Annotated in this window: 15 protein-coding genes; 10 read left to right on the top strand and 5 right to left on the bottom strand. The window is 66.4% G+C overall.

Annotation, left to right across the window (positions count from 1 at the left end):
- Positions 1 to 54 precede the first annotated feature (54 nt).
- The 6 genes from yajC to ACZ46K_RS20265 all read left to right on the top strand — a co-directional run bounded on the left by yajC (position 55) and on the right by ACZ46K_RS20265 (position 8,167).
- Positions 55 to 393, top strand: coding sequence for a preprotein translocase subunit YajC (gene yajC, locus ACZ46K_RS20290; protein WP_054807662.1), 339 nt, complete (start codon positions 55 to 57; stop codon positions 391 to 393).
- A gap of 133 nt (positions 394 to 526) precedes the next feature.
- Positions 527 to 2,296 (top strand): protein translocase subunit SecD, encoded by a 1,770-nt coding sequence (gene secD, locus ACZ46K_RS20285; RefSeq protein ID WP_464744433.1) that lies wholly within the window; start codon positions 527 to 529, stop codon positions 2,294 to 2,296.
- A 2-nt stretch (positions 2,297 to 2,298) separates the two neighbouring features.
- Entirely contained in the window at positions 2,299 to 3,492 is a 1,194-nt protein-coding gene (gene secF, locus ACZ46K_RS20280) for a protein translocase subunit SecF (protein WP_464744431.1), read from the top strand.
- 1 nt (position 3,493) lies between these two features.
- Positions 3,494 to 5,245 (top strand): ABC transporter substrate-binding protein, encoded by a 1,752-nt coding sequence (locus tag ACZ46K_RS20275; protein ID WP_464744429.1) that lies wholly within the window; start codon positions 3,494 to 3,496, stop codon positions 5,243 to 5,245.
- Positions 5,242 to 5,799 carry an adenine phosphoribosyltransferase gene (locus ACZ46K_RS20270; protein WP_054810696.1) on the top strand — a complete coding sequence of 186 codons (558 nt, stop codon included), beginning with the start codon at positions 5,242 to 5,244 and terminating at the stop codon, positions 5,797 to 5,799. The genes ACZ46K_RS20275 and ACZ46K_RS20270 overlap by 4 nt, the downstream gene beginning before the upstream one ends.
- 55 nt (positions 5,800 to 5,854) lie before the next feature.
- Entirely contained in the window at positions 5,855 to 8,167 is a 2,313-nt protein-coding gene (locus tag ACZ46K_RS20265; RefSeq protein WP_464744427.1) for a RelA/SpoT family protein, read from the top strand.
- Between the two features lie 16 nt (positions 8,168 to 8,183).
- Here ACZ46K_RS20265 and ACZ46K_RS20260 read toward each other — a convergent pair whose 3' ends face one another.
- Positions 8,184 to 8,699 carry a peptidylprolyl isomerase gene (locus ACZ46K_RS20260; RefSeq protein WP_464744425.1) on the bottom strand — a complete coding sequence of 172 codons (516 nt, stop codon included), beginning with the start codon at positions 8,697 to 8,699 and terminating at the stop codon, positions 8,184 to 8,186.
- 10 nt (positions 8,700 to 8,709) lie between these two features.
- Here ACZ46K_RS20260 and ACZ46K_RS20255 point away from each other — a divergent pair, with 10 nt between their 5' ends.
- Positions 8,710 to 9,018: a hypothetical protein gene (locus ACZ46K_RS20255; RefSeq protein ID WP_464744423.1), complete on the top strand. Its 309-nt coding sequence runs from the start codon at positions 8,710 to 8,712 to the stop codon at positions 9,016 to 9,018.
- A 161-nt stretch (positions 9,019 to 9,179) separates the two neighbouring features.
- Here ACZ46K_RS20255 and ACZ46K_RS20250 read toward each other — a convergent pair whose 3' ends face one another.
- Both ACZ46K_RS20250 and ACZ46K_RS20245 read right to left on the bottom strand, forming a co-directional pair.
- Positions 9,180 to 9,953 (bottom strand): peptidylprolyl isomerase, encoded by a 774-nt coding sequence (locus ACZ46K_RS20250; protein ID WP_054807321.1) that lies wholly within the window; start codon positions 9,951 to 9,953, stop codon positions 9,180 to 9,182.
- Entirely contained in the window at positions 9,953 to 10,834 is an 882-nt protein-coding gene (locus ACZ46K_RS20245; protein ID WP_054807320.1) for a peptidylprolyl isomerase, read from the bottom strand. The genes ACZ46K_RS20250 and ACZ46K_RS20245 overlap by 1 nt, the downstream gene beginning before the upstream one ends.
- A gap of 149 nt (positions 10,835 to 10,983) precedes the next feature.
- Between ACZ46K_RS20245 and ACZ46K_RS20240 the strand changes: the two genes are divergently transcribed.
- The 3 genes from ACZ46K_RS20240 (at position 10,984) to ACZ46K_RS20230 (ending at position 13,627) form a co-directional block, all read left to right on the top strand.
- A complete protein-coding gene (locus ACZ46K_RS20240; RefSeq protein WP_464749417.1) occupies positions 10,984 to 11,667 on the top strand; it encodes an MBL fold metallo-hydrolase in 684 nt (227 codons plus the stop codon).
- A gap of 45 nt (positions 11,668 to 11,712) precedes the next feature.
- The gene (gene hisS / locus ACZ46K_RS20235) at positions 11,713 to 12,987 is read left to right on the top strand and encodes a histidine--tRNA ligase (protein ID WP_464744422.1); all 1,275 of its coding nucleotides are present in this window, start codon (positions 11,713 to 11,715) and stop codon (positions 12,985 to 12,987) included.
- 85 nt (positions 12,988 to 13,072) lie between these two features.
- On the top strand, positions 13,073 to 13,627 hold the full coding sequence (locus ACZ46K_RS20230; RefSeq protein WP_464749416.1) for a hypothetical protein: 555 nt from the start codon (positions 13,073 to 13,075) through the stop codon (positions 13,625 to 13,627).
- A gap of 77 nt (positions 13,628 to 13,704) precedes the next feature.
- On the opposite strand, the gene ACZ46K_RS20225 is transcribed toward ACZ46K_RS20230, so the two are convergent.
- Positions 13,705 to 14,937 (bottom strand): hypothetical protein, encoded by a 1,233-nt coding sequence (locus tag ACZ46K_RS20225; RefSeq protein ID WP_464744420.1) that lies wholly within the window; start codon positions 14,935 to 14,937, stop codon positions 13,705 to 13,707.
- On the bottom strand, positions 14,934 to 15,272 hold the full coding sequence (locus tag ACZ46K_RS20220; protein ID WP_054805694.1) for a type VII secretion target: 339 nt from the start codon (positions 15,270 to 15,272) through the stop codon (positions 14,934 to 14,936). Before ACZ46K_RS20220 ends, ACZ46K_RS20225 begins: the two co-directional genes overlap by 4 nt.
- Positions 15,273 to 15,402: the final 130 nt, after the last annotated feature.

Below are 15,402 nucleotides of genomic sequence, written 5' to 3'. Positions count from 1 at the left end.
CTGTGGTGGACACCGCTGCGACACCGGTTACGAACTCGAGGACTGACTTCAACGATGGAATTGCTCTTCCCGCTCCTGATTCTCGCTCTGCTGGTGCCCACGTTCCTGGGTGTGCGGCGACAGAAGAAGGAGATGCAGAAGGTCACGGCGCTTCAGGACTCCCTCAATGTCGGCGACCGCGTGGCGACCACTGCGGGCCTGCACGCGACCATCACAGGACTGCGCGACGACACCGTCGATCTCGAGATCGCCCCGGGCGTGGTCACGGAATGGTCGCGCCTGGTCATCCGTGAGCGCATCGAGGAGCCGACCGAGACCGACGACCTCGACTCGATTTCGCTGCGCAAGGACGACAACGCCGCATCACCCGAATCGGGTGCGACCGAGCACTGAGGCGTACGCTCGGCCGTCTCGACCCCGCGACGCGTCATGCGTGGTCGGCACCGTGGTACTCGGTGTCGATCCGCCACGTCCTGCACGGCCGTATCACCGACCCACTCACTCGTATCGAGGAGATTGACAGACCGTGGCACCTTCCAATGGATCGGTGCATCCCGCGCGCGCACTCGCCCTGTTCGGGGTGATTCTCGTCGCGTTGTATGCACTGGTCTTCTTCACCGGGGACAAGTCGCCGACCCCGAAACTCGGCATCGATCTGCAGGGTGGCACGCGAGTGACCCTGACGGCACGCACACCCGACGGGAGCAACCCGAGCCAGGAGAGTCTTTCCCAGGCTCAGCAGATCATCGAGACCCGCGTCAACGGTCTCGGCGTGTCGGGTTCCGAAGTGGTCGTCGACGGCGACAACTTGGTGATCACGGTTCCCGGTGACGACAGCTCGCAGGCGAAGACGCTCGGCCAGACCGCACGCCTGTACATCCGGCCGGTGGTCGGTGGACCGATCGACAGTTCTCTCACAGCCGACCAGCTGACCGAGCAGGCGCCACCGGAGGGCACCGACCAGGCAGCGCCGGAGGGCACCGACCCGGCGTTACCGGCCCAGCCGGAGACGGCAGAACAGCCTGTGAACGACGCTCCGGAACCCCAGGGGCGACCGTTCCCCGCGCAGGATCCCACCGACGTTCCGGTCGAAACCGATGTTCCGGCCGAGCCGGGGGACGCGACTGCCCCGGTAACGGAGGAGCCTGCCCCCGCGCCGGAAGAGTCCGAGCCGCTCTCCCAGCAGGAACAGGCCGCGGCCGACATCGCTGCCGCGAAGGCGACCCGGCAGAGCGAAGACCCCATGGTGCAGCAGGAGGCCGCGCTCGCGCTCGACTGCGCGGCCACCGACCCGTTGGCGGGTAACGACGATCCGGCGCTCCCACTGGTGTCGTGCTCGACCGACGGCACCTCGATCTACCTGCTCGGACCGAGCATCATCGATGGGCAGCAGATCGAAGACGCGACCTCCGGTTTCAACAGCCAGCAGTCGCGCTACGAGGTGAGCTTGACCTTCGACAGCGAGGGCAGCACCACGTGGGCGCAGTACACCGCCGCGAACATCGGTTCGCAGGCCGCGTTCGTCCTCGACTCCAAGGTCGTGAGCGCCCCGGTCATCCAGGGCGCTACACCCGCCGGTAGCGCTACATCGATCACAGGTCAGTTCACCAATACACAGGCCACCGAGCTCGCGAACACTCTCAAGTACGGCTCGCTCCCATTGTCGTTCGTCGCCTCCGAGGCTCAGACCGTGTCCGCCACCTTGGGCTTCGCATCCCTCGAAGCAGGCCTGATCGCAGGTGCGGTCGGTCTGGTCCTGGTGCTGATCTTCTGCCTCGTCTACTACAGAATGCTGGGGCTGCTCACCGCGTTGTCGCTGGTGCTCGCCGGTCTGGCCGTCTACGCCATCATGGTGCTGCTCGGCAGATACATCGGTTACACCCTCGACCTTGCGGGCATTGCAGGTCTGATCATCGGTATCGGCATGACGGCCGACTCGTTCGTCGTGTTCTTCGAACGGATCAAGGACGAGATCCGCGAGGGTCGTAGCTTCCGGTCGGCTGTGCCTCGTGGTTGGGCCCGTGCCCGCCGCACCATCCTCTCGGGTAACGCGGTCAGCTTCATCTCCGCGGCGGTGTTGTACGTCCTTGCGATCGGACAGGTCCGGGGCTTCGCGTTCACGCTGGGCCTGACCACGATCCTCGACGTCGTCGTGGTGTTCCTGGTGACGTGGCCGCTCGTCCATCTCGCGTCCAGGTCGAAGACGTGGTCCAAGCCGAGCATGAACGGTCTCGGCGCGATTCAAGAGGTGGCGCGTGAGCGTCAGCTCGCTGCGGCTGCGGCGAAGGAGGCGTGACGATGACCGACACGACCACAACGACATCGACCGCCCCGCGGAAGGGCCGGCTGTCCGGCCTGTACACCGGTACAGGCGCCTTCGAGATCATCGGACGTCGCAAGCGCTACTACATCATCACCGCTGTGATCGTGGCGGTCGCTCTGCTCAGCATGCTCGTGCGTGGCTTCACATTGGGTATCGATTTCGAGGGCGGCACGCGGATCCAGATGCCGGCGGTGGCCGGCGCGACCGCCTCCGAGGTCGAAACGGTGTTCAGCGACGCGATCGGATCCGAACCGGAATCGGTCCAGACCGTCGGTGCGGGTGCCGGGGCCACCTTCCAGATCCGGTCGGAGGCTCTCGACATCGGTCAGGTCGAGGCGGTACAGACAGCGCTGTTCGACGAATTCCAGCCGGTGGGCGCCGATGGAGAGCCCTCGCGCAACGCGATCAGCGTGGCCGACGTCAGCTCGACCTGGGGCGGGCAGATCACCCAGAAGGCACTGATCGCGCTGCTGGTGTTCCTGGTTATCGTCAGCGTCTACATCGGGGTGCGGTACGAGCGCGACATGGCGATCGCCGCGATCGCCGCGATGTTCTTCGATATCGGTGTCACCGCAGGCATCTACTCCTTGGTCGGGTTCGAGGTGACACCCGCGACTGTCATCGGTCTGCTCACGATCCTCGGGTTCTCGCTGTACGACACAGTGGTGGTGTTCGACAAGGTCGAGGAGAACACCCGCGGAATCTTGCACCTGCATCGGCGTACCTACGCGGAGCAGGCCAACCTCGCGGTCAACCAGACCTTGATGAGGTCGATCAACACCACTGTCATCTCGGTGCTTCCGGTGATCGCGCTCATGGTGATCGCCGTGTGGATGCTCGGTGTCGGAACCCTCAAGGATCTCGCCCTGGTGCAGTTGGTGGGCATCGTGGTCGGCGCGTATTCGTCGGTGTTCTTCGCGAGTCCGCTTCTCGTTACGCTCAAGGAATGGCGCGGTCCGGTCGCGAAGCACACCCGAAAGGTGCTCGCGAAGCGGGAAGAGGCGGCGGCACGTGCGGAGAGCCGGGCCGGTGACCTCGCACCGGCGGGTGCCGACGCTTCGGCAGCGTCGACCGTGAGCTTCGCCGCACAGCGGCCCGCGGTCGCACCACAGCGGACTCCGCAACCAGGTGCCCGCCCGACCGGAAAGCGTGCCAAGAGAAGGTCCTGATATGGCTGCGAGTGAACGCAACGAGCGACCCCACACCCGACGCAGCCGACTCTCCCGGAGGGTGGTCGCGGTCGGCGCGGCACTTGCCGCGGCTGCTGTGACCACCGTGGCGTGCGGCACGGAAGATGAGCCGCTGCCGTCGATCGGATACATGATCGACAACACGGTGACCTCGTACAACGCGAATACTGTGGACGGCGCGGCCTCCGGAGCCCGGCAGTCGCTGGCCAGAGTGCTGCCGGGATTCGGGTACGTGGGCCCCGCCGGCCGTGTCGTCGCCGATACCGATATCGGTATCGCCACGGAAGTGCCCGGCGAGCAACTCACCGTCCAGTACCGGCTGTCTCCGGGCAGCGTCTACTCCGACGGTGTACCGATGTCGTGCGACGATCTCGTGCTCACGTGGGCCGCCGCGAGCGGCCGCTTCACCGCGCCCGACGAGTCGGGTGCCGAGACCGACCTCTTCGATGCGGCGTTGCACGGTGGATACTCCGACATCGAGCGCATCGACTGCGCCCCGGGTTCCAAGGACGCCACCGTGGTGTTCCGTTCCGGTCGTGGCGACACCGACTGGAGGGCTCTGTTCGGTGCAACCGAGCTGATGCCTTCGCACGTCGCAGCGCGGGCGTCAGGGGTCTCCGACCTCGTCGGTGTCCTGAGCGGAGGTGACGTCGAATCGGTCCGGCCGATCGCCCAGTTCTGGAATACCGGATGGACATTGACGCCGGGTGCTCTGGACCCGAGTCTGCTGCCGTCGTCGGGGCCGTACCGGATCGAGTCCTACACGGTCGAGGAGGGTCTCGTCCTCGTCGCGAACGAGAGGTGGTGGGGCAACCCGCCGGGCACCGACCGGATCGTCGTGTGGCCGCGAGGAACCGCAGCGCAGACTGCGGCCGAAGAGGGACAGGTCCAGGTCGTCGACACTGCCGACGGGGCGCTCGGACACACCTCGGCGCTGGGGGAGACGGTCGAGACGACCACCGTGGTCTCGCGTAACCTCGAACAACTGGTCCTGGCGACGAACGGCGTCTTCGAGAACCCGGCGGCTCGTCGCGCATTGGCGTCGTGCGTTCCGCGGCAGCAATTGTTCGACGAGCTCGGCGCGGCGACCGACGGCGCGCAATCGGGTCAGGTGGGGTCGCGGTTGCTTCCGGTGGATTCGCCGCTCTATCCGCTCGTGATCGGCCCGTCCGAGCGGTTCGGCGCGGTGGATCTCGATGCCGCGCGCGCCGAACGTGAAACGTCGGGGCAGGAGCGGATCCAGGTGCGGATCGGGTATACGACACCGGACATCCGCCGCGGGCGCACCGTCGAGCTGATCGCCGAGTCGTGCCGTGACGCGGGCATCGACGTCGTCGACGCGGGATCCGAGACGTTCGTCCCGTCACAGCTGGGTGCAGGCGAAATCGACGCCGTCCTCAGCGGGACGGCCGGAGCGGCGGGAGCCGGCGGCCGCGCTGATATGGAAGATGCTCGCGGCGCACTGAATTCCCGTGCGGGAAGCAATATCGGCGCTTACGCGAACGGGCGTATCGACGAGATCCTCGACGGTCTCCTCGTGGCCGGCGACAACGCTTCGGTACTGGGTCTGGTGGAGGAGGGCGAGCGGATTCTGTGGGACGAGATGCCCACATTGCCGCTGTTCCTGCAGCCGCGCACCATCGGGTTTGCCCCGGACATGAACGCAGCTGTCAGCAATCCGACGACCGCAGGTGCGGGTTGGAACATGGATCGGTGGATACTTACCGGGTGAACGTTCTACGCACTGCCGATCCTGATCTGCTTCGAGAGGCCGCTGCCGCGGTGACTGCCCACACCCGCTGGGTCGACGATTTCCCGAGCCCAGGTGTTCGCTTCGCCGATCTCACGCCGGTGTTCGCCCATGGCCCGGCGTACTCGGCAATCGTCGCGGCGCTGGCCTCGGCTGCTCCGGATGCAGAGCTTGTCGCCGGGATCGACGCCCGCGGATTCCTGCTCGGCGGAGGAATGGCGCGCGAGCTCGGTGTGGGGGTGCTTGCGGTGCGCAAAGCGGGCAAGCTTCCGCCGCCGGTGCAGAAATGCGAGTACACGCTCGAATACGGCACGGCCGCCATCGAGATACCCGACGCGTCGCCCACGCTGCGTGGGCGCAGGGTGCTCGTGGTCGACGATGTGCTCGCCACCGGCGGGACACTCGGCGCCACCCTCGAACTACTCGAGCGGGTCGGGGCGGAGATCGTCGGGGTCACGGTGGTGACAGAGCTCGAAGCGTTCGGCGGGCGCGCACGCCTGGAAAGCTACCCACTGACGTCGCTCGTGCGTCTCTGAGGATTACAGTTGGCGGAAAGCCGGTGTGCCGGAGCGAGCGATGGGAGGAGCGGGGATGACCCAGAATCTTGACAAGTCCCAGAGCGCTGGTGCGGCACCGGCCCCGACAGCTGCGTCGAGTTCGGCGTCGCGGCGTGTGCGGGCCCGGCTCGCGCGCAGGATCACCGGTCAGCGCGGCGCCTCCGTCAAGCCGGTGCTCGAACCGCTGGTGACGATTCACCGGGAGCTGTATCCGAAGGCCGACCTGTCGCAGTTGCAGCGCGCCTACGATGTCGCGGAGGAACGGCACGCGAGTCAGAGGCGCAAGTCCGGCGATCCGTACATCACCCATCCGCTGGCGGTCGCGACGATCCTCGCAGAGCTCGGTATGGACACGACGACGTTGATCGCCGCACTGCTGCACGACACGGTCGAAGACACCGGATACACCCTCGAGCAGCTCACCTCGGAGTTCGGTGAGGAGGTTGCGCACCTCGTCGACGGTGTCACCAAGCTCGACAAGGTCGTGCTCGGCAACGCCGCGGAGGCCGAGACCATCCGCAAGATGATCATTGCGATGGCCCGCGACCCGCGGGTGCTGGTGATCAAGGTTGCGGACCGGCTGCACAACATGCGCACGATGCGGTTCCTACCGCCCGAGAAGCAGGCGCGGAAGGCTCGCGAAACCCTCGAGGTCATCGCGCCGCTCGCGCACCGGCTCGGGATGGCGACCGTCAAGTGGGAACTCGAGGACCTCTCGTTCGCCATTCTTCATCCGAAGAAGTACGAGGAGATCGTGCGACTGGTCGCGAACCGCGCTCCGTCCCGCGACACCTACCTGGCCAAGGTCCGCGACGAGATCGGGTCGTCGCTTGCCGGGTCCCGGATCGACGCGACCGTGGAGGGGCGACCCAAGCACTACTGGTCGATCTACCAGAAGATGATCGTCAAGGGCCGCGACTTCGACGACATCCACGACCTGGTGGGCATGCGGATCCTGTGCAACGAGGTGCGCGATTGTTACGCCGCTGTCGGTGTCGTGCATTCGCTGTGGCAACCGATGGCGGGACGGTTCAAGGACTACATCGCGCAGCCGCGGTACGGGGTGTACCAGTCGCTGCACACCACGGTGATCGGTCCCGAAGGCAAGCCGCTCGAGGTACAGATCCGGACCCGCGATATGCACCGGACCGCCGAGTTCGGCATCGCCGCGCACTGGCGGTACAAGGAGACGAAGGGCCGGAACTCGGGCGATGTCGCCGAGGTCGACGACATGGCGTGGATGCGTCAACTCCTCGACTGGCAGCGTGAAGCCGCCGACCCGGGCGAATTCCTCGAATCACTGCGTTACGACCTCGCGGTCAAGGAGATCTTCGTGTTCACCCCCAAGGGGGAGGTGATCACGCTGCCGTCCGGTTCGACGCCCGTGGACTTCGCCTACGCGGTGCACACCGAGGTCGGGCATCGATGTATCGGTGCCCGGGTCAACGGTCGGCTCGTCGCTCTCGAACGCAAACTGGAGAACGGCGAGGTCGTCGAGGTGTTCACCTCGAAGGACCCGAATGCCGGACCGACCCGTGACTGGCAGGCCTTCGTCGTTTCGCCCCGCGCGAAGGCGAAGATCCGGCAGTGGTTCGCCAAGGAACGCCGTGAGGAGGCGCTCGAGGCGGGCAAGGATGCGATCGCGAAGGAAGTCCGCCGCGTCGGGCTGCCGTTGCAGCGGTTGATGAACGCCGACCTCATGGTTGCCGTGGCCAAGGAGCTGCACTACGCCGATGTGTCGGCGCTCTACACCGCAGTCGGTGAGCACCATGTGTCGGCGCATCACGCCGTGCAGCGGCTCGTCGCGTTGCTCGGTGGTGTCGGCGGGGTCGAGGAAGAACTTGCCGAGCGGTCCACACCGTCGACGATTCCCACCCGGTCGCGGCAGAGCGGCGACTCGGGCATCCTCGTTCCGGGTGCGCCGGGCACCGTGTCGAAGCTGGCGAAGTGCTGCACCCCGGTGCCGGGTGACGAGATCATGGGATTCGTGACGCGAACCGGATCGGTGAGTGTGCACCGCACCGACTGCACGAATGCGAATTCTCTGCGCGAGCAGTCGGAACGGATCATCGAGGTCGAGTGGGCACCGTCGCCGTCATCGGTGTTCCTCGTCGCGATCCAGATCGAGGCGCTCGATCGGCATCGGTTGCTCTCGGACGTGACGAAGGCGTTGGCCGACGAGAAGGTCAACATCCTGTCCGCATCCGTCACCACGACCGGCGACCGTGTCGCGGTGAGCCGCTTCACCTTCGAGATGGGCGATCCGAAGCATCTCGGGCACGTTCTGAACGTGGTCCGCAACGTGGAGGGTGTGTACGACGTCTACCGCGTGACCTCGGCGTCCTAGCGTCGGCCGGCGAGCGTCACCTCGTCGAGGTGATCGTCACAGGAGTGTTCGGCACACCCCCGCCCAGCACCGAGCTGTCGTCGTGGCCTGCTGCGGCCGCGGCATCGAGAAGTGCCAATGACTCGTCGGTGATGCGACCGAATGCGGTGTAGTCGGGGCGCAGCAGGGTGTCGCCGGTGATGAGGAAGAACTGACTCCCGTTCGTGTCGGCTCTGCCGCTGTCCGCTACGGCTACGGTTCCGCGCGGGTACACGACGATGTCTGCGGGTCTTCCCGTCGCGGTCTGTTCGGTCAACTGCGGCACGGGGTATTCGTCGGGATAGGTGTAGCCGGGGCCGCCGGTGCCTGTCCCTGTCGGATCGCCGCACTGGTAGTACTGCTCACCGATTTCGTCGGAGAGTCGATGACACGAGGTGCCGCTGTAGAAGCCCTGCTGTGCGAGGCCGACGAAACTGTTGACCGTGCACGGGGCATGGCCTCTGTCGAGGACGAGACCGATGCGGCCGATCGATGTGTCGAGCGTTACTTCCACGGTGCCGGTCGTGGATGCGGACGTCGACGGGGCGGTCGCGGTCCGTGACGCCGATTCCGTAGGTGTGTACGAACAGGAGACGGTGGCACTATCCAACGGAGGCACATCGGGGAGGCGGGGGTACTTCGAAACGGACTCGCTGGTCAGCGCGTGGCTGGAGGCCTGGGTCGTGGCGGTGGCGGGTGGGGGTGCTGCGGCCTCGCCGCTGGAGCAGCCGGCTGTCAGTGCTGCACCGAGGAGCACGCCCACGACGGCTGCGACGCCGCGCAATCCGGACGAGCCGGTCGATGTAGGAGGTATCACAGAGTCGGAAGCGTAGCGGATTACATCACGATTTGTCAGCGGTATTGTCACACTTTCGTCACTGCACGCCGGTGCTTCGGTGGTCGACACAGACTCGTCGGTCGACACAGAAGACACAGAAACGGGGTGCTCCCACCGTGATGGCGAGGAGCACCCCGTGTATTCGGTAGCTGTCGTCTACGACGAGACGGTCACCGATTCGATCTGGACAGGAAGGTTCGGGGCTCCGCCGCCGGCGGACATCGAACCATCGTCGCCTGCAGCGGCGACCTCCTCGATGACTGCGAGGCCGGCTTCGTCGACCGTGCCGAACACCGTGTACGTCGGAGGCAGCTGCGAATCCTCGTACACGAGGAAGAACTGGCTGCCGTTGCTGCCAGGCTGTCCGGTGTTGGCCATGGCGATCGTGCCCCGCGGGTAGACCACCGGCTGGCGCAGCTGCGGGGCACCCTGTGCGTAGACGTTCTCCGGGTACTCGGTGTCGAAGCCGTAGCCTGGGCCTCCGGTTCCGGTGCCCGTCGGATCACCGCACTGCAGCACCTGCAGCCCCGGCGACGTCACGAGCCGGTGGCAGGGGGTGTCGTCGAAATATCCCTGCTCGGCAAGGGAGACGAAACTGTTCACCGTGCACGGTGCGGACGCCCGGTCCAGCAGCAGCCCGATGGGACCGGCGCTCGTCGTCATCGACACCTCGGCGATGCCGGCCGCCGACACGTCCGAGTCGGACGGCGGGGTCACCTCCTTTGCGGCTTGTCCGTCCGGTGTGTAGGTGCACGAGACCGGGTCGCCGTCCGTGGGACGCTCCGGCAGCACGCCCGACGCAGGTGGCTGCTCGGCTTCGGAGCTGATGGATGAGGTTGTCGTCGTGTCGCTCGCGGAGTCGTCGGCGCAGCCGGCCAACAGCAGGGCCAGCCCTGCGCCGGCGGCAACGGTTGTGCGCAATCGGATCATCAGTCCATCCTCACACTCGTGAGAGTTGTTTCGAGGGCCGGGGCGCCGTCCTGGCCGCCACCCGCAACTCCGTCCGCCGCGATCTTGTCGAGGGTCTGGAGCCCGGTCTCGTCGATCTCACCGAAGACGGTGTACTGCGGCGGAAGGACAGAATCGCCGTACACCAGGAAGAACTGGCTGCCGTTCGTCCCCGGTCCGGCATTCGCCATCGCGAGGGTACCGCGCTTGTAGGTCATCGGCTCTTGCGATGCGGGGTCGTCGGGTGCGAACTGATCGGTGGGGAACTCGTTCGCGAACTGGTACCCGGGGCCCCCGGACCCGGACCCCGTCGGGTCACCGCACTGCAGCACCTGCAGACTGGGGGCCGTCGTCAGCCGGTGGCAGGTGGTCGCGTCGAAATAGTCCTGTGCTGCGAGGGACAGGAAGCTGTTGACCGTGCACGGAGAATCGTCGTTGTGCAGGACCAGCCCGATGTTGCCCTGCGACGTCTCGACACTGACGCTGATGTCGGTGTTGGACTCGCCCGAGGTGAGGATCCCCTCGGTGCGCGGTGGCTCCGCGGGCTTCGATGGTTCACGGCCGTCGGCCGGATACGCGCAGCTCACCGACTCGGCGAGAGGTTCGGCGCGGCCGTCGGGCAGCGCCGGGTATTCGGATTCCGACGTGTCGGTTGCGGTGGTGTCGGTGGCGTCGGTGTCCGTGTTCTCGGAGTCCCCGTTCATGGACCACAGGACGGCGGCCGCGCCGACCACCACGACGACCCCGAGCGCCGACAATCCGATAGTCAGGCGACGTCGTTTGCGCTCGCGTTCCGCTCGGCGCTCGAGCTGACGCTCGAGTTTGCGTTTCGCGGCCTGGCGCCGCTGTGCATTGCTCGGCACTGCAGTTGTCCTCCCGTGAACCGATCGATGTGCTGGTGCCCGCATTCAGGCCGAGTCGAGTTTGCCACCCCAACCTGAGAACGGGGCGTCTGGGCACAGCGCTTAGGCTGTACGAGACCACGAATGCCCACACCGTAGGAGCGATGCTCGTGCTCGTAACCGGATTCCCCGCGGGGATGTTCCAGACGAACTGCTACATCCTTGCGCAGGACAACGCGAAAGAGTGCGTCGTCGTCGACCCAGGCCAGGACGCCGCGGAGCCTCTGATCGAGTTCCTCACCGGCTCCGACATGACCCCACGGGCCGTGTTGCTCACGCACGGTCACCTCGACCACGTCTGGTCCGCTCAGGCCGTTGCCGATCGGTTCTCGATTCCCACCTACATCCACCCGGACGATCGTCACATGCTCAGCGATCCCGGTGTCGGATTGGGATCGAGCCTCGCTCCGATGCTCGAAGGAACCACATTCACCGAGCCGCACGAGGTGATCGAGCTCGCCGACGGCGACGAGGTCGAGCACGCGGGCATCAAGTTCGTCGTCGATCACACACCCGGCCACACCCAGGGCTCTGTCGTGCTGCGCACCCGCACCAGCAACCCGGACGGTGTCGAGTTCGAGGTCGCACTGACAGGCGACACGCTGTTCCAGGGATCGATCGGTCGGTCCGACCTTCCCGGGGGCAACCACGAGCAACTGCTCGCGTCGATCGCCGCGAAGTTGCTTGTCCTCGACGACACCACAGCGATACTGCCCGGGCACGGCGGTTCCAGCACGATCGGGCAGGAGCGGGCCTCGAATCCCTTCCTGGTCGGTCTCGCCGGATCCCGCTGACCCGATCCGGCGTATCGACACTTCCGACGAGAGAAAGCAGCGACAGTGAGCAAGGCCTCCACGTTTTCGGCTCCCAAGGGCGTGCCCGATTACGTTCCCCCTCAGTCCGCCGAGTTCGTGGCGGTACGCGACGGTTTGACCCGAGCCGCGCGCCTGGCGGGATACGGGCACATCGAGCTGCCGATCTTCGAGGACACCGGACTGTTCGCGCGTGGTGTGGGCGAGTCGACCGATGTCGTCACCAAGGAGATGTACACCTTCGCCGATCGCGGTGATCGATCGGTGACATTGCGACCCGAGGGCACCGCCGGCGTCATGCGCGCGGTGATAGAGCACGGCCTCGACCGCGGGCAGCTGCCCGTCAAGTTGTCGTACTCGGGACCGTTCTTTCGCTACGAACGACCCCAGGCGGGGCGCTATCGGCAGTTGCAGCAGGTCGGAGTCGAGGCGATCGGTATCGACGATCCGGCTCTCGACGCCGAGGTCATCGCCATCGCCGATGCGGGCTTCCGCGCCGTGGGTCTCGAGGGTTTCCGCCTCGAGCTCACCTCTCTGGGGGACGATACCTGCCGGCCGCAGTACCGGGAACGGTTGCAGGAGTTCTTGTTCGGTCTTCCCCTCGACGAGGAGACGCGTCGCCGTGCGGAGATCAATCCGCTGCGCGTGCTCGACGACAAGCGTCCCGAGGTTCGGGAGATGACCTCCGACGCACCGCTGATGCTCGACAATCTTTCCGACACCGCGCAGGCGCACTTCGACGAAGTGCGGGCACACCTCGATGCGCTCGGGGTGCCCTACGTGGTCAACCCCCGCATGGTGCGTGGACTCGACTACTACACCAAGACCACGTTCGAATTCGTGCACGACGGACTCGGCGCTCAATCCGGCATCGGCGGTGGTGGCCGGTACGACGGACTCATGGAACAGCTCGGCGGACAGCCGCTGTCCGGCATCGGATTCGGGCTCGGCGTCGATCGCACCATCCTCGCGCTCGCAGCGGAAGGCAAGACAGCGGCTACCCCTGCGAGATGCGAGGTGTACGGCATTCCGATGGGCGATGCGGCGAAGGCCGCGCTCGTACCGGTGGCGCACCACCTGCGGACCGCAGGAATCCGCGTCGACCTCGCCTACGGTGGCCGCGGCCTCAAAGGCGCGATGAAGGCGGCCGACAAGTCCGGCGCTGTCGTCGCCCTGGTCCTCGGCGACCGGGAACTCGAGGCCGGGGAGATCGTCGTCAAGGATCTCCGCAACGGTGAACAGGAGACCGTGCCGCTCGCCGAGGTCGTCGCACGCGTGGGTGAGGCAGTTGACCGCGCCTGACGGTCGGCAAGCGCCGAGACCGGAGCCGGTGGCCCTCGATCTGATTCCGGCGCAACTGCTGGCGCCGCGCGCCCGCAGACTCGCGATGCTGGCCATCCTCGGGGGACTGATCGTGGGCGCGATCGTATGGCTTGTCGCACCGTGGTGGGTCGCGGCCCTGGTTGCCGCCGTCGTAGGCCTCACGCCCGCGCTCGGTGCGCTCGCCGCGACGAAGCGGAATATCCGGCTCGACGGAACGGTGATCACGGCGAGTGGATTGTTCCGATCACACAGGGTCGAACTCGAGCACCTCGCGGGGATCGAACTCCTCGTGCGTGCGGCCCGGGTGTCGCAGGTCATCGTGCGGGTCAACGATGGCAGCCATGGCCTGATCATGGTTCCGATCGCGTTGTACAGCGGCGAGGGCGGCCGTGAGCTGGATATTCTGGCTCTACGGAAGTTGGCGGACGCCGTCGCATCCAGTGAGCTCGCGTCCGCGGCCGCGATCTCGTCGGTTCTCGTCGAGCAACTGCGCGCGGAAGCGCGCGGTGCCGGGTTGGGTGAACGCCCGTTGTATCGCGCGGTCGAACTGGCTCGTGCCGCGGGACGAGTCCCGCAGACGACACTGACCGATCATGAAGTGGCGTCGCTCGTCGAGTAGCCCTTCCGGATCTTCTCGGGATCCGGAAGGGTCACCCTGAGCGGACATCCCTGCGGGTGTGCTGCCCGCTGGGCCGATCACCACTCGTCGTCGACGGCCCCGATCACCGCGGGGGTCACGAACGGTAGCTCGCCGACCACTTCGCTGCTGGTCCCGGAGGCGATGAGAATGCCCCGAGTGCCGCGGTGCTCGGTGTCCTCGCTGCGGTTCGTTGCAGCCATCGGTGCGCCACCGAGGGAAGCGCCGCGGGCGGTCGCGCCGACGGCTGCGGTACCGGCTGTACTCGCGCCGCTGGATGTCGGTGCCATGGAGAAAGGTGCCCCGGCCGACGGCATCGCTGTTGCACCGGCATTCGCGGCACCGTAGCTGCCGACCGCACTGCCGTATCCCGTCCCGATACTTCCCGCGCCGAGTCCTGCGGCACCGACACCCGACGTGACCGAGGTCGCCATCGTGGCGGCTGCGCCGGTGGGGATGGTGGAGGTGGGAAGGGTCGAGGCGGGCCCGCCGACAGTGCCGGAGAAGACTTCGTCGATCTTCGGCACCGCGCCCGAGACCGTGCTTGCGAGGCCACTGGGATCGAGTGGCATCGACGTCGAGGCCGGTGCCGGTACCGGGATCGGGGGAGTCAATGCATTCATCGCTACGGTGTGTCCGGTGAGTTCTCCGCGGGTGCGTGCGACGACCGCAAGTGCAGAACTGACGTGCTCGACGGCCGACGCGATCAGCGCCGCCTGTCCGGGCGGAGTCATCGCCACCGGTGCGGTCGCTACAGCGGATGCAATGAAAGAGTGTGCAATGCCGGTCAACTCGATGTTCCCGCGTTCCACGGTGGCGGTTGCCGCGCGCGTGACCTGACCGATGAGGTTGCCGCGCTCACTCAATTCGTAGGACGCGAACTGCGCTCTGGTCGAGTGATCGGCCGCCATATCGGCGGCAGTGCCCTCCCACGATTCGGGCAGGGCAGCAAGGGCCGATCGGCCGAGGGATGCCGCACCGTCGAGCAGATGTGAGCCCTGCTGGAGAATGGTCGAGGGATCGAGTGCGTCGCAGATGCCGGTGCCGAACATACTTCCCAGTTCGACGACAGGTCGGAGCAATTCGTCGATCTCGGGCAGTGTGGGGACCGGAATCGACTGCAGCAGTTCTGCAATCGCTTCCGGTCCGGGTGCAGCCGGCGGCACGAAGCCGGGAAGCGCCGGTGCCGGCGGAAGCGGCATGTCGAGTACGGGTGCCACCGGCGATGCGCGCAAGGCATCGAGCACGGTGGGGGAGGCCTCGGGCGCCTGGATGGGCGCGACGGTGTTCACGCCAGGCTCCCGTTGGAGCGTGCGAGCGCAATGGCGGTGGCGGCGTCGGTGCCGTCGTACGCGGCCGCAGCCTCATGTGCGGCAATGCCATTGGACGCGTAGGCGAGCGTCAGCTGTCCCACCGCGCGTGTGTGTTCGCTCTGCGCGGCCACGAAGGCCGCGAGGAAATCTGCGCCGATCAATCCCATGGCCGGACTCAGTGACGCTACATTCGCCCCCAGGTCCATCGACCCGGCCTGCGCAACCTGCTCTGCTGCATGAAGATTGGTGCTTCCATACAGCCGGACCCCATCGGGAACCACCCGGATTCCGGCACTGGGAATCAAACCGCTCATCGAACCCCCCTCGATATCAACGTGAGGAGCACTTTAGCTCGAGGCGACCCGAGGTGCGACCGGGCCTGCGTCGTCGGGTAAGCGGTGGCGATGGTCGAACACCGATTCGACCGTACGGTTGACAGCTGCT

The organism is Rhodococcus sp. JCM 9793, assembly GCF_055380405.1.
Note: the sequence above shows the minus strand (reverse complement) of the source record. Positions and strands in the feature narration are given on the sequence as shown.

Coding starts and splice junctions, on each gene's coding strand:
- ACZ46K_RS20230 (WP_464749416.1), top strand. CDS start 13,073: ATGCTGGCCATCCTCGGGGGACTGATCGTGGGCGCGATCGTATGGCTT.
- secF (WP_464744431.1), top strand. CDS start 2,299: ATGACCGACACGACCACAACGACATCGACCGCCCCGCGGAAGGGCCGG.
- ACZ46K_RS20250 (WP_054807321.1), bottom strand. CDS start 9,953: ATGATCCGATTGCGCACAACCGTTGCCGCCGGCGCAGGGCTGGCCCTG.
- ACZ46K_RS20275 (WP_464744429.1), top strand. CDS start 3,494: ATGGCTGCGAGTGAACGCAACGAGCGACCCCACACCCGACGCAGCCGA.
- yajC (WP_054807662.1), top strand. CDS start 55: ATGGAATTGCTCTTCCCGCTCCTGATTCTCGCTCTGCTGGTGCCCACG.
- ACZ46K_RS20220 (WP_054805694.1), bottom strand. CDS start 15,272: ATGAGCGGTTTGATTCCCAGTGCCGGAATCCGGGTGGTTCCCGATGGG.
- ACZ46K_RS20265 (WP_464744427.1), top strand. CDS start 5,855: ATGACCCAGAATCTTGACAAGTCCCAGAGCGCTGGTGCGGCACCGGCC.